Source organism: Cellulomonas persica (assembly GCF_007989825.1).
Classification (GTDB): domain Bacteria; phylum Actinomycetota; class Actinomycetes; order Actinomycetales; family Cellulomonadaceae; genus Cellulomonas; species Cellulomonas persica.
Genome location: NZ_BJUA01000001.1, coordinates 296,474 through 319,139, shown reverse-complemented (window position 1 = coordinate 319,139; position 22,666 = coordinate 296,474). Strand labels below are relative to the sequence as shown.

Annotated in this window: 23 protein-coding genes; 11 read left to right on the top strand and 12 right to left on the bottom strand. The window is 73.5% G+C overall.

Annotation, left to right across the window (positions count from 1 at the left end):
- The first annotated feature begins 17 nt into the window (after positions 1-17).
- From CPE01_RS01470 to CPE01_RS01460, 3 genes are all read left to right on the top strand, one after another.
- Positions 18-803: a fumarylacetoacetate hydrolase family protein gene (locus tag CPE01_RS01470; RefSeq protein ID WP_146804852.1), complete on the top strand. Its 786-nt coding sequence runs from the start codon at positions 18-20 to the stop codon at positions 801-803.
- 92 nt (positions 804-895) lie between these two features.
- A complete protein-coding gene (gltX, locus tag CPE01_RS01465; RefSeq protein ID WP_146804851.1) occupies positions 896-2,410 on the top strand; it encodes a glutamate--tRNA ligase in 1,515 nt (504 codons plus the stop codon).
- A 23-nt stretch (positions 2,411-2,433) separates the two neighbouring features.
- A complete protein-coding gene (locus CPE01_RS01460) occupies positions 2,434-3,237 on the top strand; it encodes an HAD family hydrolase (protein ID WP_146804850.1) in 804 nt (267 codons plus the stop codon).
- A 32-nt stretch (positions 3,238-3,269) separates the two neighbouring features.
- On the opposite strand, the gene CPE01_RS01455 is transcribed toward CPE01_RS01460, so the two are convergent.
- The 6 genes from CPE01_RS01455 to aroA form a co-directional block, all read right to left on the bottom strand.
- Positions 3,270-3,986 carry an SRPBCC domain-containing protein gene (locus CPE01_RS01455; protein ID WP_146804849.1) on the bottom strand — a complete coding sequence of 239 codons (717 nt, stop codon included), beginning with the start codon at positions 3,984-3,986 and terminating at the stop codon, positions 3,270-3,272.
- On the bottom strand, positions 3,979-4,662 hold the full coding sequence (locus CPE01_RS01450; RefSeq protein WP_146804848.1) for a winged helix-turn-helix domain-containing protein: 684 nt from the start codon (positions 4,660-4,662) through the stop codon (positions 3,979-3,981). Before CPE01_RS01450 ends, CPE01_RS01455 begins: the two co-directional genes overlap by 8 nt.
- 69 nt (positions 4,663-4,731) lie before the next feature.
- Positions 4,732-5,433 carry a class I SAM-dependent methyltransferase gene (locus tag CPE01_RS01445; protein ID WP_246783655.1) on the bottom strand — a complete coding sequence of 234 codons (702 nt, stop codon included), beginning with the start codon at positions 5,431-5,433 and terminating at the stop codon, positions 4,732-4,734.
- 80 nt (positions 5,434-5,513) lie between these two features.
- Positions 5,514-6,314 carry a histidinol-phosphatase gene (gene hisN, locus CPE01_RS01440; RefSeq protein ID WP_146804846.1) on the bottom strand — a complete coding sequence of 267 codons (801 nt, stop codon included), beginning with the start codon at positions 6,312-6,314 and terminating at the stop codon, positions 5,514-5,516.
- 36 nt (positions 6,315-6,350) lie between these two features.
- On the bottom strand, positions 6,351-7,433 hold the full coding sequence (rsgA, locus tag CPE01_RS01435) for a ribosome small subunit-dependent GTPase A (RefSeq protein WP_146804845.1): 1,083 nt from the start codon (positions 7,431-7,433) through the stop codon (positions 6,351-6,353).
- Positions 7,430-8,734 (bottom strand): 3-phosphoshikimate 1-carboxyvinyltransferase, encoded by a 1,305-nt coding sequence (gene aroA / locus CPE01_RS01430; protein WP_146804844.1) that lies wholly within the window; start codon positions 8,732-8,734, stop codon positions 7,430-7,432. Before aroA ends, rsgA begins: the two co-directional genes overlap by 4 nt.
- Before the next feature lie 50 nt (positions 8,735-8,784).
- Here aroA and CPE01_RS01425 point away from each other — a divergent pair, with 50 nt between their 5' ends.
- On the top strand, positions 8,785-9,642 hold the full coding sequence (locus CPE01_RS01425) for a hypothetical protein (RefSeq protein WP_146804843.1): 858 nt from the start codon (positions 8,785-8,787) through the stop codon (positions 9,640-9,642).
- 175 nt (positions 9,643-9,817) lie between these two features.
- Here CPE01_RS01425 and CPE01_RS01420 read toward each other — a convergent pair whose 3' ends face one another.
- Positions 9,818-10,306: a DoxX family membrane protein gene (locus CPE01_RS01420; protein ID WP_146804842.1), complete on the bottom strand. Its 489-nt coding sequence runs from the start codon at positions 10,304-10,306 to the stop codon at positions 9,818-9,820.
- A gap of 358 nt (positions 10,307-10,664) precedes the next feature.
- Between CPE01_RS01420 and CPE01_RS01415 the strand changes: the two genes are divergently transcribed.
- Positions 10,665-11,399, top strand: a complete 735-nt coding sequence (locus CPE01_RS01415) for a sigma-70 family RNA polymerase sigma factor (RefSeq protein ID WP_281285089.1) — start codon at positions 10,665-10,667, stop codon at positions 11,397-11,399.
- Positions 11,399-11,731 carry a mycothiol system anti-sigma-R factor gene (rsrA, locus tag CPE01_RS01410; RefSeq protein WP_146804841.1) on the top strand — a complete coding sequence of 111 codons (333 nt, stop codon included), beginning with the start codon at positions 11,399-11,401 and terminating at the stop codon, positions 11,729-11,731. The genes CPE01_RS01415 and rsrA overlap by 1 nt, the downstream gene beginning before the upstream one ends.
- A gap of 142 nt (positions 11,732-11,873) precedes the next feature.
- On the opposite strand, the gene CPE01_RS16990 is transcribed toward rsrA, so the two are convergent.
- Entirely contained in the window at positions 11,874-11,948 is a 75-nt protein-coding gene (locus CPE01_RS16990) for a 50S ribosomal protein bL37 (RefSeq protein WP_369796588.1), read from the bottom strand.
- Positions 11,949-12,102: 154 nt separating this feature from the next.
- Here CPE01_RS16990 and CPE01_RS01405 point away from each other — a divergent pair, with 154 nt between their 5' ends.
- A complete protein-coding gene (locus CPE01_RS01405) occupies positions 12,103-13,191 on the top strand; it encodes a type IV pilus twitching motility protein PilT (protein WP_222592847.1) in 1,089 nt (362 codons plus the stop codon).
- A gap of 103 nt (positions 13,192-13,294) precedes the next feature.
- On the opposite strand, the gene CPE01_RS01400 is transcribed toward CPE01_RS01405, so the two are convergent.
- Positions 13,295-14,170: a DUF2306 domain-containing protein gene (locus CPE01_RS01400; protein WP_146804839.1), complete on the bottom strand. Its 876-nt coding sequence runs from the start codon at positions 14,168-14,170 to the stop codon at positions 13,295-13,297.
- Positions 14,171-14,254: 84 nt separating this feature from the next.
- On the opposite strand from CPE01_RS01400, the gene CPE01_RS01395 reads away from it, so the two are divergent.
- The 3 genes from CPE01_RS01395 (at position 14,255) to CPE01_RS01385 (ending at position 16,451) form a co-directional block, all read left to right on the top strand.
- Entirely contained in the window at positions 14,255-14,845 is a 591-nt protein-coding gene (locus CPE01_RS01395) for a TetR/AcrR family transcriptional regulator (RefSeq protein ID WP_146804943.1), read from the top strand.
- A gap of 197 nt (positions 14,846-15,042) precedes the next feature.
- Entirely contained in the window at positions 15,043-15,849 is an 807-nt protein-coding gene (locus tag CPE01_RS01390; RefSeq protein WP_146804838.1) for a DUF4097 family beta strand repeat-containing protein, read from the top strand.
- Positions 15,849-16,451: a PadR family transcriptional regulator gene (locus CPE01_RS01385; protein WP_371861962.1), complete on the top strand. Its 603-nt coding sequence runs from the start codon at positions 15,849-15,851 to the stop codon at positions 16,449-16,451. Before CPE01_RS01390 ends, CPE01_RS01385 begins: the two co-directional genes overlap by 1 nt.
- 42 nt (positions 16,452-16,493) lie before the next feature.
- On the opposite strand, the gene CPE01_RS01380 is transcribed toward CPE01_RS01385, so the two are convergent.
- Together CPE01_RS01380 and CPE01_RS16275 are read right to left on the bottom strand one after the other, a co-directional pair.
- Positions 16,494-17,087 (bottom strand): GDSL-type esterase/lipase family protein, encoded by a 594-nt coding sequence (locus tag CPE01_RS01380; protein ID WP_146804837.1) that lies wholly within the window; start codon positions 17,085-17,087, stop codon positions 16,494-16,496.
- A gap of 147 nt (positions 17,088-17,234) precedes the next feature.
- On the bottom strand, positions 17,235-17,393 hold the full coding sequence (locus tag CPE01_RS16275) for a hypothetical protein (protein ID WP_186811355.1): 159 nt from the start codon (positions 17,391-17,393) through the stop codon (positions 17,235-17,237).
- Positions 17,394-17,486: 93 nt separating this feature from the next.
- Here CPE01_RS16275 and CPE01_RS01375 point away from each other — a divergent pair, with 93 nt between their 5' ends.
- The gene (locus CPE01_RS01375) at positions 17,487-18,476 is read left to right on the top strand and encodes a GlxA family transcriptional regulator (RefSeq protein ID WP_146804836.1); all 990 of its coding nucleotides are present in this window, start codon (positions 17,487-17,489) and stop codon (positions 18,474-18,476) included.
- A gap of 138 nt (positions 18,477-18,614) precedes the next feature.
- Here CPE01_RS01375 and CPE01_RS01370 read toward each other — a convergent pair whose 3' ends face one another.
- Positions 18,615-22,481: a multifunctional oxoglutarate decarboxylase/oxoglutarate dehydrogenase thiamine pyrophosphate-binding subunit/dihydrolipoyllysine-residue succinyltransferase subunit gene (locus CPE01_RS01370; protein WP_146804941.1), complete on the bottom strand. Its 3,867-nt coding sequence runs from the start codon at positions 22,479-22,481 to the stop codon at positions 18,615-18,617.
- Between the last annotated feature and the right edge of the window lie 185 nt (positions 22,482-22,666).

The following is a 22,666-nucleotide window of genomic DNA, read 5'->3' as shown; positions in this document are numbered from 1 at the left end:
GCCCGTAGGCTGAGCCGGTGCGCATCGCGAGGTTCACCACTGGTTCCGACCCCCGTTTCGCCCTGGTCGAGGGCGAGCCCGGCTCCGAGGAGCTCGTCGTCATCACGGGCGACCCGATCTACACGCCCGTGCAGGCCACGGGCGAGCGCGTCCGTCTCGACGACGACTCGGTCCGCCTGCTCGCGCCCGTGATCCCGCGCTCGAAGGTGGTGGGCGTCGGCCGCAACTACGCCGACCACGTGGCCGAGATGGGCAACGAGGTCCCCACGCAGCCGCTGCTGTTCCTCAAGCCGAACACCGCCGTCATCGGCCCCGACGACCCGATCGTCCTGCCCGACTGGACCGAGGAGGTCTCGTACGAGGCCGAGCTCGCGATCGTCATCGGCAAGGTCACCAAGGACGTGCCGCCCGAGCGCGCGCTCGACCAGGTCTTCGGGTTCACGGTGGCCAACGACGTCACCGCGCGCGACATCCAGCGCAGCGACTCGCAGTGGGCCCGCGCCAAGGGCTTCGACGGCTCGTGCCCGATCGGCCCGTGGATCGTGCCCGGGCTGGACGTCGACGACCTCGCGGTGCGCTCGCGCGTCAACGGCGAGCCCCGCCAGGACGGCCGCACGTCGCAGATGCTGTTCGACGCGGCGTACCTCGTCTCGTACGTCAGCGAGGTCTTCACGCTGCTGCCGGGTGACGTGATCCTCACCGGGACGCCCGCGGGCGTCGGCGCGATCGTGGACCGTGACGTCGTGGAGTGCGAGGTCGAGGAGATCGGCGTGCTGCGCAACCCGGTGCTGCGCCGCCACTGACCCGACATCCCGAGGGTCGCGAAGGGCCGGCGTGCTGCGCAACCCGGTGCTGCGCCGCCACTGAGCCCGGGGCGCCCGACTACCCTGGACCCGTGACCACCCCCGCTGTCGACGGCTCCGCCGTGCGTGTCCGCTTCTGCCCGTCCCCGACCGGTCTGCCGCACGTCGGCATGGTCCGGACCGCGCTGTTCAACTGGGCGTACGCGCGCCACGTGGGCGGCACGTTCGTCTTCCGCATCGAGGACACCGACGCGGCGCGTGACTCCGAGGAGAGCTACCACATGCTCCTCGACGCGCTGCGGTGGCTCGGGCTGGACTGGGACGAGGGCGTCGAGGTGGGCGGCCCGCACGAGCCGTACCGGCAGTCGCAGCGCTACGACCTGTACCGCGACGTCGTCGCGAAGCTCGTCGCTGGCGGTTACGCGTACGAGTCGTGGTCCACGCCCGAGGAGATCGAGGCGCGCCACCGTGCCGCGGGCCGCGACCCGAAGCTCGGCTACGACGGCTTCGACCGTGACCTCACCGAGGAGCAGAAGGCCGCCTACCGCGAGCAGGGTCGCGAGCCGGTGATCCGCGTGCGGATGCCCGACGAGGACATCACGTTCACGGACCTGGTCCGCGGCGACGTGACGTTCAGGGCCGGCTCGGTCCCGGACTACGTCATCGTGCGCGCGAACGGTCACCCGCTGTACACGCTGGTCAACCCGGTCGACGACGCGTTCATGGGCATCACGCACGTGCTCCGCGGCGAGGACCTGCTGTCCTCCACGCCGCGTCAGGTGGTGCTGTACCGCGCGCTGCTGGACCTGGGCGTCGCGACCGTCATGCCGGAGTTCGGCCACCTGCCGTACGTCATGGGCGAGGGCAACAAGAAGCTCTCGAAGCGCGACCCCGAGTCGAACCTGTTCCTGCACCGCGAGAACGGGTTCACGCCCGAGGGCCTGCTGAACTACCTGTCGCTGCTGGGCTGGGGCCTGTCCGCGGACCGCGACATCTTCACGGTCGACGAGCTCGTCGCAGCGTTCGACGTGCACGACGTCAACCCGAACCCGGCGCGGTTCGACCTCAAGAAGGCCGAGGCGATCAACGCCGCGCACGTGCGCATGCTCGCCCCGGAGGACTTCCGCGACCGCCTGGTCCCGTACCTGCACCGCGCGGGCCTCGTGCCCGCGGACTCGTTCGCGGACCTCTCACCGGAGCACCGCGACCTGCTGACGGCGTCCGCACCGCTCGTCCAGGAGCGCATGACGCTGCTGGGTGAGGCGGTCGGGATGCTCGGCTTCCTGTTCGTCGCCGACGACGCGCTGCAGGTCGAGGAGGACGGGCGCAAGGCGCTGCGGCCCGAGTCGCCGCAGGTGCTGGAGACGGCGGCCGACGTGCTGAGCGCGCTCCCCGCGGACGGCTTCACCACCGAGGCGACGCAGGCCGCGCTGCAGGCCGCGCTCGTCGACGAGGGCGGGCTCGGGATCAAGGCGCGCTTCGCCTACACGCCGCTGCGGGTGGCCGTGACGGGTCGGCGGGTCTCGCCGCCGCTGTTCGAGTCGCTCGAGCTGCTGGGCAAGGAGTCGACCCTGGCGCGCATCGCGGCGCTGCGCGCGTCGCTGTGACGACGAGCAGCACGGCGACCGGCGTGACGGACACCGCGACGGACGCCGCGACGGGTCGCGCCGGTGACGGTCCGACGAGCACGCGCGACCTGCTCGTCGACGGCGTGCTGTTCGACATCGACGACACGATCGTCGACACCCGGACGGCGTTCGAGGCGGCGCTCACGGGCGTCGTCGCGGCGTACCTGCCGCCGCTGCCGGACGACGAGGCGCAGACGCGCCTGCGCGACGTCGTCGCGATGTGGCGCGCCGACCCGCACGCGCGCTACCGCCGGTACACCTCGGGGCAGGACACCTACCTGCACCAGAAGATGATGCGCGCGAACGACCTGCACGCCGCGTTCGGCGGCGAGCCGCTCGACGAGGACGCGTTCACGGCCTGGAACGCGGTGTTCGACGAGGGCTTCCGTGCCGCGTGGGCCGCGCACCACGAGACCGAGGCCGCTCTCGAGACGCTTCTCGCCGCCGGGATCGCGGTCGGCGCGCTCTCGAACGCCGCGACGCCTCTGCAGTCCGCGAAGCTCGAGAAGGCCGGTCTCCTCGACCGCGTGCCGATGCTCGTCGGCGTCGACACGCTCGGCGTCGGCAAGCCCGACCCACGCGTGTTCCTCGAGGCGTGCCGCCGGCTCGGCACCGACCCGGCGCGCACGGCGTACGTGGGCGACGAGGCGGACGTCGACGCGCTCGCTGCGCGCGACGCAGGCCTCGTCGGGGTCTGGCTCGACCGGCCCGGCGCGCGCCGTCGCCCGGTCGACGAGTCGACGGTGACGGGCGTGCACGTCATCCGGTCGCTCGACGAGCTCCCGAGCGTGCTCGGGCTCGCCTGAGCCCGAGCGCCCAGGCCGGCAGCGGCCGGCGCTCAGTCGCCGTAGGTGTGCGCGAGCAGGCTCGTCCAGGCGGCCGCGGTGTCGTCGGACGACGCGGGCTGGGCGGCGAAGTCGTGCACGGCGACGCCCACGACGTGCCCGAACGCGTTGCGGCCGAACACGCGCACGAGCGCGTCGTCGGTGCGCAGCCCCAGGAAGTGCGGGTGCACGTAGTCGACGACGACGCGCGTCGGGCCGTCCGGGAGCGCGACGGTGACCTCGTCGCCCGCGGCGACGTCGGCGGGGACCCCGAGCGCGGTGCGGAGCACGTCGAGCGCGTCGGGTGCTCCGCCGGGGCCGCCGACCGGAGCCTCGACGTGGGTCCAGACCGCGTCGCGACCGCGGAAGTGGGCGAGGTACTGCAGCAGGGTGTGCAGGTAGAACTCGGTGTGCTGGCTGACGCCGTCGTACTGGTCGTCCCAGTCGTCGACGAACATCCCGCTGTGCACCCAGCGCAGCGTCGAGCCGCCGTCCTCACGCGCGGTGACCTGCGCCTCGAGGCGGTTGTACCAGCCGTCCTCGCGCGTCTCGTAGCCGACCCAGCGGTGCGGCGGGTCCCACTCGACGACGGGACCGCCGGCTCCGGGCGCCCCCTGCGCCAGCTCGGGCTGCGGCCAGAGCCAGCCGGCCGAGCCGGTGGTGATCGCGGCCCAGGTCTCGGCCTGACTCGCGTCGAGGGACGTCTCACGGGAGATCTCGAACTCACGCACGGCGGTGCTCCTTCGTCTCGGTGCCGCCGTGCGGTGTCACGGCGGCGGGCTGTGCGGTGGACCGGTGGGTGGGCTGCTCGACGGCCGGGCCAGGGCCTGGCTTGAGCGCGGGGTGCAGGGCGACGACGAGGCGGTGGTCGCGGCCGCCGTCGGAGCCCGGCGCGTCGTAGCGGGCGATGAGGTCGGTCAGGGCCGCGCCGAGCTCGTCGGCGAAGCGTGCGCGGTCCGCCGCGGAGGCGAACCTGACCGTGCCGTCGACCGCGTACGTCGCCAGGCGCTGACCCGCGGCCTGCGCGCCGCTCAGGAGCGTGCCGACCTCGTGCACGAGCCGTGCGCCCAGCGCGAGCATCCACTGCGCGGAGAGCTGGTCGCGCAGCCGCTCGGGGTCGGGGGCGACCTGGGGGAGCGCGCCGGGCGAGATGACGTAGGACGCGGCGCTGGCCTGCAGCACGCGCTCGGTCATGTTGCCGCGCCGCCGCTCGTCGACGAGGGTCGCGAGCCCGTGCGACTCGAGCGTGCGCAGGTGGTAGTTCACCTGCTGGCGGGTCAGGCCCAGGTCGGCCGCGAGCGTGGTCGCGGAGCCGGGCGCGGTGAGCGCGGCGAGCAGGCGCGCGCGGGTGGGGTCCAGGGCGACCTCCGCGACCGCGGGGTCGTCGATGACGGCGACGTCGAGCATGCCGCCACCGTCGCACCGAAAGGGCGCGTTGTCAAGAAAACAGAAGTTGTCGGCCCGACGGGCCGACGGTCACGTGGTCGAGGCGCGCCAGCACCGGGTGACGTAGGGGAGCTCGGCCCACTCCCGTCCGACCAGGTCCGGGTGCGTGCGCCACAGCGCGTCGACCTCCGCGAGCAGCGCGTCCCGATCGGGCGGGGACATCGCGATGAGGTGGCTGCGACTCGCGGCCAGCCGCCGCAGCTCGTCGGGCCGGATGGTGCGCCGCCACGCGAAGGACGCGCGCTCCCACGGGCCGAGACCCGGTCCCACGACGGGATCCTGCGTACGCGAGTAGTCGAGCGTGTCGCCCCGGTGCACGATCTCGAAGTAGGCGTCCGCCCAATCGAGCTCACCCTCGAGCACCACGTTCCACACGAGGGCCAGCCGGCCACCCGGCCGCAGCACGCGTCGGACCTCGTGCGTCGCAGGCAGCGGGTCGAACCAGTGCCACGCCTGACCCACGGTCACGAGGTCCGCGCTCGCGTCGGGCAGGCCCGTGGCCTCGGCGGTCCCTGAGACGGCCGTGACGGTCGGCAGCGCGGCGGCCAGCACGCCGCGCATGAGGTCGTCGGGCTCGACGGCCGTCACGCGCAGACCCCCGCGCGCCGCGAGACCCGCGGTGAGCTTGCCCGTCCCGGCGCCGAGGTCCACGACATCGCGCGCGTCGTCCGGCACGAGCCACGCGACCGCGTCGCCCGGGTAGGACGGGCGTGCTGCGGCGTAGGCGTCCACGCTGCGACCGAACGACGTCGAGCGCGCCCGGTGCAGGTCGCCGCGCCAGTCATCGCCCCCGTCGGTCACCCGCGTGCCGCTCAGTCGTCCGCGAGGTCGAGGCGCGCGAGCAGCTCGTCGTGCAGCAGGCCGTTGGACGCCGCGCCCGACCCGCCGAACGGACCCGGCGCGCCGCCCACCGACGTGAACCGCCCGCCTGCCTCGGTGACGATCGGGACCAGCGCCGCCATGTCGTGCAGCGCGAGCTCGGGCTCCGCGGCGACGTCCACCGCACCCTCCGCGACGAGCACGTACGACCAGAAGTCGCCGAACGCGCGCGTCCGCCACACCGTGCGCATGAGGTCGAGCACCTGCGGGAGCCGTCCGCGCTCCTCCCAGCCCGTCAGGCTCGAGTACGAGAACGACGCGTCCTCGAGCCGGTCGACCTTCGACACGTGCATCTGTGTGGCCTGCGACAGCGAGCGCCCGGTCCATGCGCCGGAGCCCTGCGCGGCCCACCAGCGGCGGCCGAGCGCCGGCGCGCTGACCAGCCCGACGACCACCTGGTCGCCGTCGAGCAACGCGATGAGCGTCGCCCACACGGGCACGCCGCGCACGAAGTTCTTGGTGCCGTCGATCGGGTCGACGACCCAGCGGCGCGGGCCGTGGCCGGTGTCGGCCATCTCCTCGCCGTGCACCGCGTCGCGCGGACGCGTGCGGGACAGCTGCGAGCGGATCAGGGCCTCGGCGTCACGGTCCGCGTCCGAGACGGGCGTGAGGTCCGGCTTGGTCTCGATCTTCAGGTCCAGCGCCTTGAACCGGGACATGGTCAGGGCGTCGACCTGGTCGGCGATCACGTGGGCGAGGCGCAGGTCGTCGTCGTACCCGGTCCGCAGGCTCATGCGCTCACCGTAGTGGGCGCCGCGTGCGCGTGAGCGTCACGACGACGGCGCCGCGTCGGCGTCGGCCGTGCCCAGGCGGCTCGCCAGCAGGCGGCGGAACGAGTCCACACGCGCCGCGCGTGCGGCTCGCTCGTCGTCGTCCGCGCTCGCCTCGACCCACTCGTCGAGGCCGCAGTCGGGGGAGTCCGCCGCGTGCGTGCAGCCCCGCGGGCACATCTGCGCCGCGACCTGCGCGAGGTCGGCGAACGCCTGCAGCAGGTGGTCCGGCTCGACGTGCGCGAGCCCGAACGATCGCACGCCCGGTGTGTCGATCACCCATGTGGGGGCCTCGTCCACCTGCGCCGGCACGCGCAGCGCGATCGCGGACGTGGACGTGTGCCGACCGCGGCCCGTGACGACGTTGACCGCACCCGTCGCACGACGCGCGTCGGGCACGAGCGCGTTGACCAGCGTCGACTTGCCCACACCCGAGTGCCCGACGAGCACCGACGTACGACCCGCGAGCGCCGCACGCAGCTCGGGCAGGCCGTGGATCGTGCGGTCGTCGCCCGACCCCTCGATGCGCGTCACGACCACGCGCACGCCGATCGGCTCGTACATCCGCACGAGCTCGGCGGGGTCCGCCAGATCTGCCTTCGTGAGCGCGAGCAGGGCGTCCATGCCGGCGTCGTACGCCGCGGCGACGCAGCGGTCGATCATGCGTGTGCGCGGCTCGGGATCGGCCAGGGCCGTGACGATGACGAGCTGGTCGGCGTTGGCGACGATCACGCGCTCGACCGGGTCGGTGTCGTCGGCCGTGCGGCGCAGCACGGTTCGTCGCTCGGTGATGCGCACGATCCGCGCGAGCGTGCCGTCGTCGCCCGACGTGTCGCCCACGAGGTCGACGAGGTCGCCCGGCACCACGCGCTCGCGGCCCAGCTCGCGCGCCTTCATCGCGGTCGTGCGCCGCTCGTCGGGACCGTCCGGGTCGACGAGCACGGCGTAACGCCCGCGGTCGACGCCCGTGACCATGGCGCGCTCGGCGTCCGCGTGCTCGGGGCGCTGCTTGGTCCGCGGTCGCGACCCCTTGCCGGGCCTGATCCGCACGTCGGACTCGTCGTACTGCCGCCTGCGGCTCACCGCTGCGCGTCGCCTGCCAGCATGCCGTCCCACAGGCCGACGAAGTCGGGGATGGTCTTCGCCGTCGTCGCGACGTCCTCCACCACGACCCCCGGGACGCGCAGGCCGATCAGCGCGCCGGCGGTCGCCATGCGGTGGTCGGCGTACGTGCGCCACGTCCCGCCCGACAGCGGCCGGGGCGTGATCACCAGGCCGTCGGCGGTCTGCTCGGCCTGCCCGCCGAGCCGCGTGATCTCACTGGCCAGCGCCGCGAGGCGGTCGGTCTCGTGGCCGCGCAGGTGCGCGATGCCGCGCAGCCGCGTGGGGGAGTCCGCGAGCACCGCGAGCGCGGCGATCGTCGGGGCGATCTCGCCCGCCGCGTGCAGGTCGAGGTCGACACCGCGGATGACGCCCGTGCCGGTCACCGCGAGCTCGTCGCCGACGAGCGCGGTGCTCGCCCCCATGCGCTCGAGGATCCCCGGCAGGAGAGCTCCGGGCTGGGTGGTCGCGGCGGGCCAGCCCGGGACCCGGACCGTGCCGCCCGCGACCAGCGCGGCGCACAGGAACGGCGCGGCGTTCGACAGGTCGGGCTCGACGCGCACGTCGCGCGCGGCCACGGGACCCGGTGCCACCTCCCAGATCGCGGGCCGCGAGTCGTCGACCTGCACGCCCGCCGCACGCAGCGTCTCGACCGTCATCTCGATGTGCGGCAGCGAGGGGAGCGTCGGGCCGGTGTGCCGCACGACGAGCCCCTGCTCGAACCGTGCCGCGGCGAGCAGCAGCCCGGAGACGAACTGGCTCGAGCCGGACGCGTCGACGTCGACGTTCCCGCCCCGCACCGCGCCGTGACCGTGGACCGTGAACGGCAGGTGCCCCGGCTCGCCCTCCTCGTCGATCCGTACGCCCAGGGCGCGCAGCGCGCGGATGACCGGGCCCATGGGCCGCACGAGCGCCTCGGCGTCGCCCGTGAAGCGGACCGGGCCGTCGGCGAGGGCCGCGACCGCGGGCAGGAAGCGCATCACGGTCCCCGCGAGGCCGCAGTCGATCGTCACGTGACCACGCAGCGCGCCGGGCTCGACCGTGACGTCCTGGCCGAGCTCGACACCGACGCCCAGCGTCTCGAGCGCGGCCGCCATGAGGCGCGTGTCGCGGGACAGCAACGCCGAGCGCAGCCGGCTCGGGCCGTCGGCGATCGCCGCGAGGACGAGGTAGCGGTTGGTGAGCGACTTCGATCCCGGGACCTCGACCCGCGCGTCGAGCGGCGCGGTCGCGGCCGGTGCGGGCCACAGCGGGCGAGAGGTCGGCGGGAGAGTCGCGGTCATGGCGCCCAGGCTAGCCACGGCGCACGGCCGGCACGGTCTAGGCTCACGCCGTGAACACGCAGAATCCGGACATCCTGCCCCTCGGCTCCCTTCCTCGCCCCACCTCGGGCGACGACCTCGCGGCGCGGCTGCGCACCGCCCTGCTGACGTACGGCGGTGTGGACGCCGCGTCGGCCGGAGCCCTCCAGGTCTCCGCGACGCTGGCCGGCGCGGACATCACGACGCTCGACGTGGACCTCACCGGCGTCGAGCTCTCGCCGCGCGAGGCACGCGCGGCGCAGGCCTCCGCCGCCGCCGTCGAGGCCGCGCGGCGCGAGCGCGGCACGATCGGCGCCCTGAGCGTGCAGGCGCACCCCGTCACCGTCCTCGGGGCCGGGGTCGACCTCCAGCTCGACGTCGCGGGCGTCTCGTTCGAGTGGGTCGAGGGCACCGACGGCCGCCTCGGTCTCGCGCCCGTCGAGCCCGACGAGGCGCACCCCGTGACGGGCGCCGCACGCGTCGCGGTGCCCGTGCAGGCCATCGAGGCGGCCGCCGAGCGAGTCGCGACGCAGCTCGCCGCCGCGAACGGGCTCAAGCTCACGCGGCTCGACCTGCGGCTGTCGCCCGCCGGCGCGAACGGCGTCGCGGTCGTCGTCGACGCGCAGGTCAAGAAGTCGCTGCTGTCCGCCACGGTCGAGGCGAGCATGACCGCCACGGTCGACGACGCGCTCGGTGTCACGCTCAGCGACGTCAAGGTCACGAGCCGCAACCCGGTCGTCGCCGGGCTGCTCGTCGCGGCGCGCAGCCGGGTCGAGCGGTTCGACGGGCGCCGCATCGACCTGGTCTCCGCGCTGCCTGCGGGCATCCGGCTCGCCGACGTGCGCGTCACGGTCGGCGACGAGGTCGTGCTGACGGCCCGCGCGCAGTGACCCGACGCCGGTGAGCTGACGGCCGCGACCTGGCGCGCCCCTGCTTGCTCGTGCCCTGCCTGCTCGTGCCCTGCCGGTCACCCCGCCTGCTCGTGCGGGGTGACCGGCAGCGGGCGGGCAGGGCACGTGGCCGTCCCGGGTCGCGCAACGCTCGGTGCGGTCCTCGTCCGGCTCGTCAGTCGTCGTCGGACGCGTGCGCCGCGACGCGGCGCTCGTGCGCGTCGGCCATGCGCCACCGCAGACCCGGGCGGCCCTCGTAGTCGGCGCCGACGAGGACCGCGCCCGCGGTGAACGCGAGCGCGCGGATCAGGCGCTGGCGGCGCTCGGCCCGCAGCGCCGGGTCCGCGGTGCGCTCCCCGCGCGCGGGCAGGTTGACGAGCACGAGCGGGGCCGTCAGGCCTGCCAGCGCGAGCGCGGCTGTCCGCGGTGCCCGCCCGACCGCGAGCATCGTCGCCGCGAGCACGACCGCACCGCCGTGCGCGCGCACCGCCGCGGTGAGCTGCGCGTCGGTCAGGTGCGTGCGCGCGTCGGGCACGGCGTCCTGCAGCCGGTCGAGCGTGGCGCGCGCGGCGGCGACGTGGGGAGCAGGGTGGCGCAGCGCGTCGAGCCCCTCGGAGACGAACCACGTGGCGAACAGCGGACGAGCGATGCGACGCAGCAGCACGGCGACCCCTTCGTCAGGGCACGGCCCGGCCGGTCGCCGGTCCGTCGGTCATGCCACGCTACTGCGCGCGGGAATCGGACGCCGACCGCGGGCGTTGACGACCTTCATGACCCGCCTCGCCGCGCCGACCGCTGCGCCCGACCACGAGCAGACGGCCGCACCGGCACCCGAGCTGACGCACGCGCCCGCAGCGCGGTCGTCCGTGCACCCCCGATCGCGCACCCGGACGACCGCCGCGTCGCACGCCGGGCCGCACGCCGCGGCGGTCGGGACGCTCGCGTGCGCGGTCGCAGCCGCACTGGTCGCGGGCCGGTCGCCCGGCGGTGCGCACGCCCCGGCGGGCATAGGCTCGGCACCGATGAGCGACGAGACGATCGAGCCCGCCGCGGCCGCCGGGACGGCCGACGAGACGGCCGAGCCCACTCCCGAGATCGAACCGATGCCGCACGGCGGCACGCGCGCCCCCGAGGCGGAGGACGACGCCGCGCGGGCCGCCCGGTTCGAGGACGAGGCGCTGGTCTACCTGGACCAGCTCTACGGCGCTGCGCTGCGCATGACGCGCAACCCGTCGGACGCCGAGGACCTCGTCCAGGAGACGTTCACCAAGGCGTTCGCCGCGTTCCACCAGTACAAGCCGGGGACCAACCTCAAGGCGTGGCTGTACCGGATCCTGACGAACACGTACATCAACACGTACCGCAAGAAGCAGCGCGAGCCCCAGCAGTCGCACTCGGAGGAGATCGAGGACTGGCAGCTGGCGCGAGCGGCGTCGCACACCTCGAGCGGGCTGCGCTCGGCCGAGGCGGAGGCGCTGGACCACCTGCCGGACTCGGACGTCAAGGACGCGCTGCAGCGCATCCCGGAGGAGTTCCGGATCGCGGTGTACCTCGCGGACGTCGAGGGCTTCGCGTACAAGGAGATCGCCGAGATCATGGGCACACCGATCGGGACCGTGATGTCCCGCCTGCACCGTGGGCGCGGACAGCTGCGTGAGCTGCTGGCCGACTACGCGCGCGAGCGTGGGCTGGTGCCGGCGGCGCAAGGCACGGCACAGGGCTCGTCGGCGCAGGGCTCGTCGGAGGAGGGCGAGTGATGAACGAGAGCGACACGCTGCGCGAGGACGCGTGGGAGGAACCCGCGGCGACCCGCCGGTCCACGGCGGGCTGCGACTGCGACGAGGCCGTCGCCGAGCTGTGGGCCTACCTCGACTCCGAGCTCGAACCGCTCGAGGCCGAGCGCGTCAAGGCCCACCTCGAGGGCTGCGACGGGTGCCTCGGCGAGCAGGAGGTCGAGCTCGTCGTGAAGAAGCTCGTCAAGCGCTGCTGGGAGAAGGACGAGGGCGCGCCGGCCGACCTGCGGGCCAAGATCCACGCGACCCTGACGAGCATCAGCATCACCGAGACGGTCCGCATCACCGAGAGCTGACGCGCCGGGTCGGCGTCGACGGGGCGGCAGGACCGGCTGCGATCACGACGAGGGACCGAGGACGACGAAGGCCCCGCCGCACCGAGAGGTGCGCGGGGCCTTCGTGCAGTGCGTCGGGCGAGGCCCCTGCCGAGCTCGAGGCTCAGGCGTTGGGACGCTTGCCGTGGTTCGACGCGCTCCCGGCGCGGGAGCGGCGCTTGCGGCCACGCTTGCTCATGGAGGGCTTCCCTTCTGGGGTCGGTCGCGGAGTTGCACGCCATCGTCCCACACCCGCGGTGATGAGCCGGACGGCGTCCGCCGGACGCACCTGGGCAGCGAGAACGTCCCCGACCCCCTCAAGTCGGGCATGTCGGCGACCGATGAACTCCGACGTGAGCGCGCCGACCCAGTCCGTCATCCCGTTCCTGCACGCCCTGGCCAGCACGGGCGGCTCCGACCTGCACTGCAAGGTCGGCTCGGCGCCGCGCGTGCGCGTCGACGGCCGGCTGCGCAAGCTCCAGGTCCCCGAGCTCACCCCGGCCGACACCGAGCGCATGCTCGAAGAGGTCCTGCCCGACGACCTCGTCGCGACGTTCCGGGAGACGCACGAGGCGGACTTCGCCTACTCCCTGTCCGGCGTCGGCCGGTTCCGCGTGAACGCCTACCAGGCGCGCGGCACCTACGGCCTGGTGTTCCGGCGTGTAGCCGTGGGTGCGCAGTCGCTCGGCTCGCTCGGCATCCCGGAGGTGGTCGGCGAGCTCGCGCTCGAGCCCCGCGGCCTGGTGCTGGTGACGGGCCCGACCGGTTCGGGCAAGACCACGACGCTCGCGTCGATGGTCGACCTCATCAACACGTTCCGCGAGGTCAACATCGTCACGATCGAGGACCCGATCGAGATCCTGCACCACGACAAGAAGGCGATCGTCTCGCAGCGCGAGGTGCGCCAGGACACGGCCGACTTCACGGTCGCGCTCCGTGCCGCGATGCGGCAGGACCCGGACGTGATCCTCGTCGGCGAGATGCGTGACATCGAGACCGTGCGTGCGGCGCTGTCCGCAGCCGAGACCGGTCACCTCGTCCTGTCGACGCTGCACACGATCGACGCGCCCGAGACGATCAACCGCATCGTCGACTTCTTCCCGCTGCACGAGCAGAAGCAGGTGCGTGTCGCGCTCTCGCAGGCGCTGCGCGGCGTGATCTCGCAGCGTCTGGTCCGCAAGTCCGACGGGACGGGCCGCTGCCCCGCCGTCGAGGTCATGGTGAACACGGGCCGTACCGCCGAGGCGATCCTCGACCCGCAGAACGCCCCGCCCCTCGTCGACCTGATCCGCGAGGGCGACTACTACAAGATGCAGACGTTCGACCAGCACCTGTTCAACCTCGTGCGCGACGACGTCATCACCTACGACGAGGCGCTCGCCGCCTCGTCGAACCCGCACGACCTCACGGTCGAGCTGCGTCAGGCCGGCATCGTCGCCTGATCGCGCTGCGGTTGATCGGACTGCGGTTGATCGGACTGCGGTTGATCGGACTGCGGTTGATCGGACTGCGGCTGATCGAGCCGCGGTCGGTCGAGGTGGGGTGTCACGCGTGGCGTGCGGCCACCGGGACGACGAGGCCGACGGTCGCGTCCTGCCGTGCCGTGCGCCGCGGCGTGGGTGACGCGCTGAGCCGGTAGGCCGGCAGCCCGCGGCGTCGGATCAGCCACTCGGCGACGACGACGTTCGGCAGCCAGCACAGGAACGGCACGGCGGCGTAGGCGTGCATGAACAGCGCCTCGGCGTCGGGGTCCGGCCCCGCGCCGGGCAGCTGCACGGCGATGAGCACCCCGGTCCACGTGCGCAGCGTGACCGCTGCGAACGTCAGCGCGTACGTCCGCAGCATCCACGCCTCGTGGCTCGCGACGTCCCCGCGGCGGATCGCGAGCAGCGCGCGCGTGCCCGAGCCGACCCACAGGAACGCGAGCGTGCCGAAGCCGAACACGCCGACGAACCCCGCGCTGTTCGCGGGCAGGATCACGAGCGAGGAGGCCGCCCCGACGCCTACCGCGACGAGGTAGGCGCGGCCGAGCACGCGGTGACCGCGCGGCGCTCGCCGCCGCAGGCGAGCCGAGAGCTGGGGGAGCCCGGCGACGAGCGCGAAGGCGGACGCCGCGATGTGCACGTAGAGCGCGCCCTGGACGAGCGCGGGCTCGTCGGCGTACGCGGAGGCGAGGCCGGCGTCGTCGGCGGCGAGCTCGCGCAGCGTGCCTTGCGCGTACGTCGAGATCGAGATCAGGGCGATCGCGAGCGCGGCGAGGCCCAGCGCGACGAACGAGAGCCGTGCGGGTCGTCGGCGCGCGGGCCGCGCGTCTCCTGCCCCGGGCTCGGCGGGCCTGGTGGCGATCCGGCCCGGGGCGGCGAGGCTGGTGTCGGCGGGGCCGGGGTCGGTGGTGGGCGTGGTCGGGCGTCGCTCGTGCATCGGGACCCCTGCGCTTGGAGGAATGTGAACGATCGTCACATTGTGAACGGCGTCAACATAAGGGTCGATGTTAGTGTCGTCAACATGCCCGCCACCTCGCGAGACAGCTACCACCACGGCGATCTGCGGGCGGCTCTGCTCGCGGCGGGCCGCGAGCTCCTGGCCGAGCGTGGTGCGGCGGGGTTCTCGCTGAGCGAGCTCGCGCGACGCGTCGGGGTGAGCAGCGCGGCGCCGTACCGCCACTTCGCGGACCGCGTCGCGATCCTGGACGCGCTCGCCGACGAGGGCTACGGGATCTTCGGCGAGGGCCTGCGCGCGGCGATCGCGGTCGACGACGGCTCGCGTGCCTGGCTGCGCCGGATCGGCGTCGCGTACCTCGGGTTCGCACGCGACCACCCGGAGCTGTTCGAGATCATGTTCGCCGACCGCGAGGGCCGGCCCGCGCTCGCCGGTCCGCCGACCTTCGAGCCGCTCGTCACCGCGGTCGCCGCGGCGCAGCGCGAGGGGGTGCTTCCCGACGACCGGACGGTGGCGAGCCTCGCGCGCACCATCTGGGCGACGCTGCACGGGCTCGCGGTACTGGAGGCGCGCGGCGGCCTGTCGAAGCTCGGCCTGGGCGGGACCCACGAGACGCTCGTCGGTGAGGCTCTCGCGGTGATGCTGCGCCCGGCCTGAGGTCCGGTGTGAGATCCGGTCCGAGGCCGGGCCGCAGGTCCGGTCTGGGGCGGGAGCGTCGGAGGGGTGAGGCGTCCCGTCGTCCGCGTCGACCACGTCGGCCGGCCGTCGGATGGATGACGCGATATATCTTGACCCGATGCACAACGCGATATAGCGTGACCCGAGACAAGATATATCGCGACAGGGGAGAGATCATGGCTACCGAGTCCTGGGTCGTCGCCGGCCCGCAGATCATCGAGGTCGAGCACGTCGACTCGCTGCGCGTGCAGCTCGTCGGCGGCCGCGTCGACGTCGTCGCCCACGACGACCCGGGCGTGCGTGTCGAGGTGCACTCGGTCGAGGGTCGCCCGCTGGAGATCGCGCTCTCGAACGGCGAGCTGCGCGTGGGCTACAGCTTCACCCTGACCGGCTGGGACGGCTTCCTCGAGAAGTTCCGCAACTTCCGCGACAAGGACCGCGCGGACGTGCACATCGCGATCCCGCGCTCGGTCGCCGTCAAGCTCGGGACCGTCTCGGCCGACGGCCTGCTCGTAGGCGTCGTCGAGGACTCGTCCGTCTCGACCGTCTCCGGCTCGGTCGTCACCGACGGCACGCGCGGCCGCCTGTCCGCGAACGCGGTCTCGGGCGAGATCGTCGTGCGCGACCACGGCGGCCCGCTCAAGGTCAACTCGGTCTCGGGTGAGGTGGCTGCCTCGGGCGAGCTCTCCCTGGTGCAGGCCAACACCGTCTCGGGCGCGCTGTCGCTCGACGTCACGACGGGCACGTCGTCGGTCACGGCCACGACGGTGGCGGGCGACGTGACCGTGCGACTGCCCGCCGGCAAGGGCGTCCACGTCAAGGCGCAGTCCGTCTCGGGCCGCCTCGTCGTCGACGGCGAGGAGCACAAGGGTGCCACGCCCGGTCAGCGCCGCGTCGACCTGTCGACGGGCGACGGCGCGTGCTACGTCTCGGCGAACACCGTGAGCGGGCACGTGACCGTGCTGCGCGGCGAGGTGGCGTGATGATGGCGCCGGTCTTCGCGCACGGCCAGCTCCGCCTGTACCTGCTGTCGCTGCTCGAGTCCGGTCCCAAGCACGGCTACGAGCTCATCACCGCACTGTCGGACCGGTTCGGCGGCACCTACCGCCCGAGCGCCGGGACGATCTACCCCCGCCTCGCACGGCTCGAGGAGGAAGGGCTGGTCACGCGGTACGACGAGGAGCGCAAGAGCACGTACGCGCTCACCGAGGCGGGTTTCGCCGAGCTGCAGGCGCGGCGCGGCGACCTCGCCGACCTCGAGCAGGGGATCGCGGAGACCGTGCGTGACCGGGCGTCCCAGGTGCGCGAGGACGTGCGTGGCGCGATGCACGGGCTGCGCGCCGACCTCGCGGCGGCGGCGCAGCAGGCGCGTGAGCACGCCGCGCCGGCCTCGCACGCCGACGCGCACACGGCCTCGCACGTCCACCGGGTCGAGGCCGAGCAGCTCGTCCAGCGGTTCCGCGACGACGTGCGCGCCGAGCTGCGCCGCGCCGACGCGAACGGCCACGTGGAGCGGCTCACGGTCGAGACGCTGCGCACCGTGCTGGACTCGGCGCTGTCGGCGGTGCGCTCGACGCTCCGCTGACGTCGGTCGGTCACGGCTGCGGCCGCCGCCCGGCGGCGTCGCTCAGGCGGCGTCGTCGGGCAGGCCCAGCCAGGCGTGCCAGCCGGTGTGCAGCACGAGCCAGGCCATGAGCCCGTAGCCCGCCTGGCCCGGCAGCACGCCGTCGCCCGCGGCGAGGTCCGCGAGCCACTGCTCGTGCGCCGCGAGCGGGGAGTACGTGTCGACGTAGGGGACGCGGCGGCGCGTCGCCACGTCGGCGAACGCGACCGAGAGCTCGGCGAGCTTGTCGCCGTCCTGCGTCGCGCCGGGCGGCGGGCCGACGACGAACGCGGGCATCCGCCGCTGCTCGGCGACGTCGAGGATGTTGGCGAGGTTGAGCCGGCTGCGCGCGAGCGACAGGCCCGCGCCGATGTCGGCCCGGCCAAGCCCGATCACCAGGCGCGTGTCGACGTCCGGCGCGGTGCGACGCGCGACCTCGTCCTCCCAGCGCTGGCTCAGTGCGGTGGTCGACTCGCCCGGGATGGCGAGCGTGAGGACGGTGAGACGGTCGGGGGCAGGCGTGCGCGCCGTGACGCGGCCGACCCACCCGAGCGCCTTCGGGTCACCCGCACCGGCGACGAGCTCGTCGCCGATCACCACGAGCCGCAGCTCACCCACTGTTCGTCCCTCCGCACCCGACGTCCTGCCGGCGTCCATCCTCCCAGCGTCGGGCGGATGCGCCGACGAGCCGGGCGGGCGAGTCGCGGACGGACGCGAACCGGGAGGTCCGGGGTGGTCCTGGACGACGAGGGCCGGCGGCCGCCGTCAGAACGGGCGGCTGGGCAGGCCGTGGGTGGCGTCGGACCAGGCGGCCCGGGACGCGGGCGGGCGGCGCGAGCCGAGCCCGTCGCGGGAGATGAGGATCGCGAGGCGGATCGCCGACCAGACGGCGAGGACCACCAGCAGGGCGAGGAACCAGGTCATGGCAGAAAGTCTGCGCTCGCGAAGATACCGCCGACAGTGGCAGAACTGCCGGTCTCCGTTGATTTCCCGCCAACCCCGGGGGACGATGTCCGCATGCTGCGCACCGTCTCCGTCGTCCTCCTGCCGAACGTGGCGCCGTTCGAGCTCGGCGTCGCGTGCGAGGTGTTCGGCATCGACCGCTCGGACACCGGCGGACCGTCCTTCGACTTCCGCGTGTGCGCGCAGGAGCCCGGACCCATCTCGACGAAGGGCGGCGCGTTCGGCCTGAGCGTGGACCTGGACCTGAGCGCGACGCTCGACGCCGACCTCGTCGTCGTCCCGGCCTACGGCACGGACCCGGCTCCCGTCCCGGAGCCCGTGCTCGACGCCCTGCGCGCGGCGCACGAGCGCGGCGCGTGGATCCTGAGCATCTGCAGCGGTGCGTTCGCGCTGGGGGAGGCCGGGTTGCTCGACGACCGCACGTGCACGACGCACTGGCTGCACGCGGCCGAGCTCGCCCGGCGGTTCCCCTCTGCGCGGGTGGACCCGTCGGTGCTCTACGTCGACGACGAGCGCGTGCTCACGAGCGCCGGCACCGCCTCGGGGATCGACGCGAGCCTGTACCTGGTGCGCCGCGAGCTCGGCGCCTCCGCCGCTGCGACCATCGCGCGCCGCATGGTGGTCCCGCCGCACCGCGACGGCGGGCAGGCGCAGTACGTCGACACCCCGCTGCCGTGCGACGCCGACACGCTCGCGCCGCTGCTCGCGTGGGCCGTCGAGCACCTCGACGAGGAGCACTCCGTGCCGAGCCTCGCGGCCCGCGCGCTCATGTCCGAGCGCACGTTCGCGCGCCGCTTCCGGGCCGAGACCGGCACGACGCCCGCCTCGTGGCTCACGCGGCAGCGCCTCGTGCGGGCGCAGGAGCTCCTCGAACGCACGGACCTGGGGATCGACGAGGTCGCGCAGCGCGCCGGGTTCGGCACCGCGGCGGTGCTGCGGCACCACTTCGCCCGGTCGCTCGGCACGAGCCCGCAGAGCTACCGCCGGACGTTCGCCGGCCCCGCCCGCACCGACGACGCCGCCCGCGACGAGGACGTCGCCTGACCGGGGACGTCGCCTGACGGACCGCGCGACGACGCGACGAGCCCGACGGCGAGACGAGCACGACGGCGAGACGAGCACGACGACGAGAGCCCCGCCCCTGCGACGCAGGGACGGGGCTCTCGGCTGCGAGCGGGTCGCTCAGCGCGCGAAGGCCTGCTCGAGGAGCGCGGCCTGCTGTGCCTGGTGCTTCTTGGCCGTGCCGGTGGCCGGGGACGCCGACTCCGCGCGCGACACGACGTCGAGCGTGCGGCCGACGAGCTGCGGCACGTGCTGCGACAGGTACGACCACGGGCCCTGGTTGAGCGGCTCGTCCTGGACCCAGACCAGCTCGGCGCCGTCGAACGGCGCGAGCGCGGCGCGGATCGCGTCGCCGTCGAGCGGGTAGAGCTGCTCGAACCGCACGATCGCGGTCTGCTCGTCGCCCGTCTTGACCCGGTGCGCGAGCAGGTCCCAGTAGACCTTGCCCGAGCACATCAGGACGCGCGTGACCTGACCGGCCTTGGCCTCGGCGAGCTCGTCGCGCATCACCGGCTGCCACGTGCCGGACGTGAACTCCTCGACGGCCGACGAGGCGGCCTTGAGCCGCAGCATCGACTTCGGCGTGAACACGATCAACGGCTTGCGCGGACGCGTGTAGGCCTGGCGGCGCAGCAGGTGGAAGTACGACGCGGGCGTCGACGGCTGCGCGATGACCATGTTGTCCTGCGCGGCGAGCTGCAGGAACCGCTCGATGCGCGCCGAGGAGTGGTCCGGTCCCTGGCCCTCGTACCCGTGGGGGAGCAGGAGCACCACCGACGAGCGCTGCGCCCATTTCTGCTCCGCGGACGAGATGAACTCGTCGATCACGGTCTGGGCGCCGTTGACGAAGTCGCCGAACTGGGCCTCCCACAGCACCAGGGCGTCGGGACGCTCGACCGAGTAGCCGTACTCGAAGCCGAGGCACGCGTACTCCGACAGCGACGAGTCGTACACCCAGAACTTGGCCTGGTCGCCCGACAGGTACAGCAGCGGCGTCCACTCGGCGCCCGTCTCGCGGTCGTGGAGCACCGCGTGGCGCTGCACGAACGTCCCGCGGCGCGAGTCCTGCCCCGCGAGGCGCACGGGCGTGCCCTCGACGAGCAGCGAGCCGAACGCGAGGATCTCGCCGAAGCCCCAGTCGATGCCGCCCTCGCGCGACATGGCCTCGCGCTTGTCGAGCAGCTGCTGCAGCTTCGGGTGGACCGTGAAGCCTTCCGGCGGACGCACGTGCGCGCGGCCGATGCGCTCGAGCACCGACGCCGGGACGGCCGTCTGCCAGCCGACCATGACGCCCGCGTCCTCGAGCTGCGACTCCGGGCGCTCCAGGCCCGCGACCGCCTCCGACTCCGGCGCGGGCGGCGTCCAGCCGTCCTCGCGGGTCTCGGTGAACACGCGCTCGAGCTGCGACTGGTAGTCGCGCAGCGCCTGCTCGGCCTCGTCGATCGTGATGTCGCCGCGCGAGACGAGGGTCTCCGTGTAGATCTTGCGCACCGACCGCTTGGCCTCGATGAGGTTGTACATGAGCGGCTGCGTCATCGACGGGTCGTCGCCCTCGTTGTGACCGCGGCGGCGGTAGCACAGCATGTCGATGATGACGTCGCGGTCGAACTGCTCGCGGTACTCGAACGCGAGCTCAGCGGCGCGCACGACGGCCTCGGGGTCGTCGCCGTTCACGTGGAAGATCGGCACCTGCAGGCCCTTGGCGACGTCGGTCGCGTACTGCGACGAGCGCGACGACGACGGGCCGGTCGTGAAGCCGACCTGGTTGTTGATGATCACGTGGATCGTGCCGCCCGTGCGGTACCCGCGCAGCTGCGCGAGGTTGAGCGTCTCGAACACGACGCCCTGGCCCGCGAACGCCGCGTCGCCGTGGATCAGCACCGGCAGGACGGAGAAGCCGTCGCCGCCCAGGTCGATGCGGTCCTGCTTGGCGCGCACGATGCCCTCGAGGACGGGGTCGACCGCCTCGAGGTGCGACGGGTTGGCGGCGAGGTAGACCTTCGTCGTCGCACCCGACTCGGCGGTGAACAGACCCTCGGTGCCGAGGTGGTACTTCACGTCGCCCGAGCCCTGCACGGACTTCGGGTCGGCGTTGCCCTCGAACTCGCTGAAGATCTGCGCGTACGACTTGCCGGCGATGTTCGCGAGCACGTTGAGGCGTCCGCGGTGCGCCATGCCGATGCCGACCTCGTCGAGACCGGCGTCCGCGGCGCGCGACAGGATCGCGTCGAGCAGCGGGATGACGGACTCGCCGCCCTCGAGCGAGAACCGCTTCTGGCCGACGTACTTCGTCTGCAGGAACGTCTCGAACGCCTCGGCGGCGTTGAGGCGGCGCAGGATCCGCAGCTGGTCCTCACGCGGCGTGCGCGCCCATCCGGACTCGAGCCGCTCCTGCAGCCAGCGGCGCTGCCGCGGGTCCTGCAGGTGCATGTACTCGACACCCGTGGTGCGGCAGTACGAGTCGCGCAGCAGGCCCAGGACGTCGCGCAGCGTCGCGCGCGGCTTGCCCGTGAACCCGCCCGTCGGGAACGTGCGGTCCAGGTCCCACAGCGTCAGGCCGTGGTTCTGGATGTCGAGGTCGGGGTGCTTGCGCTGGCGGTAGGCGAGCGGGTCCGTGTCGGCCATGAGGTGGCCGCGCGAACGGTACGCGTGGATGAGCTCGGCGATGCGCGCGGGCTTGATCGCCTCGGCGTCCGGGTCGTTCGACGTGTCGCGGACCCACCGGACGGGCTCGTACGGCACCCGCAGCGACGCGAACACGCGGTCGTAGAAGCCGTCCTCGCCGAGGAGCTTCCTCGACAGGATGCGCAGGAAGTCGCCCGACTGCGCGCCCTGGATGATCCGGTGGTCGTACGTGCTCGTGATCGTCAGCACGCGCGAGACGCCGAGCTCGTTGAGCCGGTCGTCGGACGTGCCCTGGAACTCGGCGGGGTACTCCATCGCGCCGACGCCGACGATCGTGCCCTGGCCCTGCATCAGGCGCGGCACCGAGTGGACCGTGCCGATCGTGCCGGGGTTGGTGAGCGAGATCGTCGTGCCCGCGAAGTCCTCGACCGTGAGCTTGCCGGCGCGCGCACGGCGCACGACGTCCTCGTAGGCGTTCCAGAACTGCGCGAAGTCGAGCGTCTCGGCCTTCTTGATCGACGGGACGAGCAGCTGGCGCGTGCCGTCGGGCTTGGCGAGGTCGATCGCGAGTCCGAGGTTCACGTGCGCGGGCTGCGTGACGCCCGGCTTGCCGTCCACGAGCGTGTACGCGGCGTTCATCGCGGGCATGTCCGCGAGCGCCTCGACGAGCGCGAAACCGATGAGGTGCGTGAACGAGATCTTCCCGCCGCGGCTGCGCTGCAGGTGGTTGTTCACGACGATGCGGTTGTCCACCATGAGCTTGGCGGGCACGACGCGCACCGACGTGGCGGTCGGGACCTCGAGCGACGACTCCATGTTCGTCACGACGCGCGCGGCCGGGCCGCGCAGGCGCTGCACGTCGTCGGTCGCGTCCGAGGTGTCGGGCCGGCTCGAGCGCTGCGCGACCTCGGCGTACGGGGCGGTCGCGGGCTGCGCGGTGGCGACCGGCGACGTCGCGGTCGGCGTCGGCTGGTCGTCGGAGCCGCCGTCCGCGGCGGGGGCCACGGATCCGGACGCGGCGGGCGCCGGTGCCGTCGGCGCGGCCGACGAGGGCGCTGCCGACGAGGGCGCGGCCGCCGACGGTGCGGGGGCGCTCGTCGGCGCGGGCGCTGCGGGGGCTGCCGGTGCCGCGGGCGCCTGCGGCGCGGACGTCGCGGCCTGGAAGGCGCCGTCGGAGCCGGTGCCGGAGGCCGTGCCCGCGGCGGGCGCGGCCTCGTTCACCCCGTCCGGCGGCGACTGCTCGTGCGGTCGGTAGCCCTCGAAGAAGTCCCACCACGCGGGGTCGACCGCGTTCTTGTCCTTGAGGTACTGCTCGTACAGCTCGTCCACGAGCCACTCGTTCGCGCCGAACACGGCACGCATCGACTCTGGCTCAGCCTTCTGGGACACGCGAGGATCGCCCACTTCCGCTTCGGTCCAGCAGGACCGCTTCGTCGCCGGTTCTGTCGATGACAACACTACGGCGTCCGGGACCTTCGACCCGCCTGGGGAGGCGCTTTCCGGGCCTATGTCACCCCTCCCCGCGTCGCCCTCGGACGCCCAGGTCA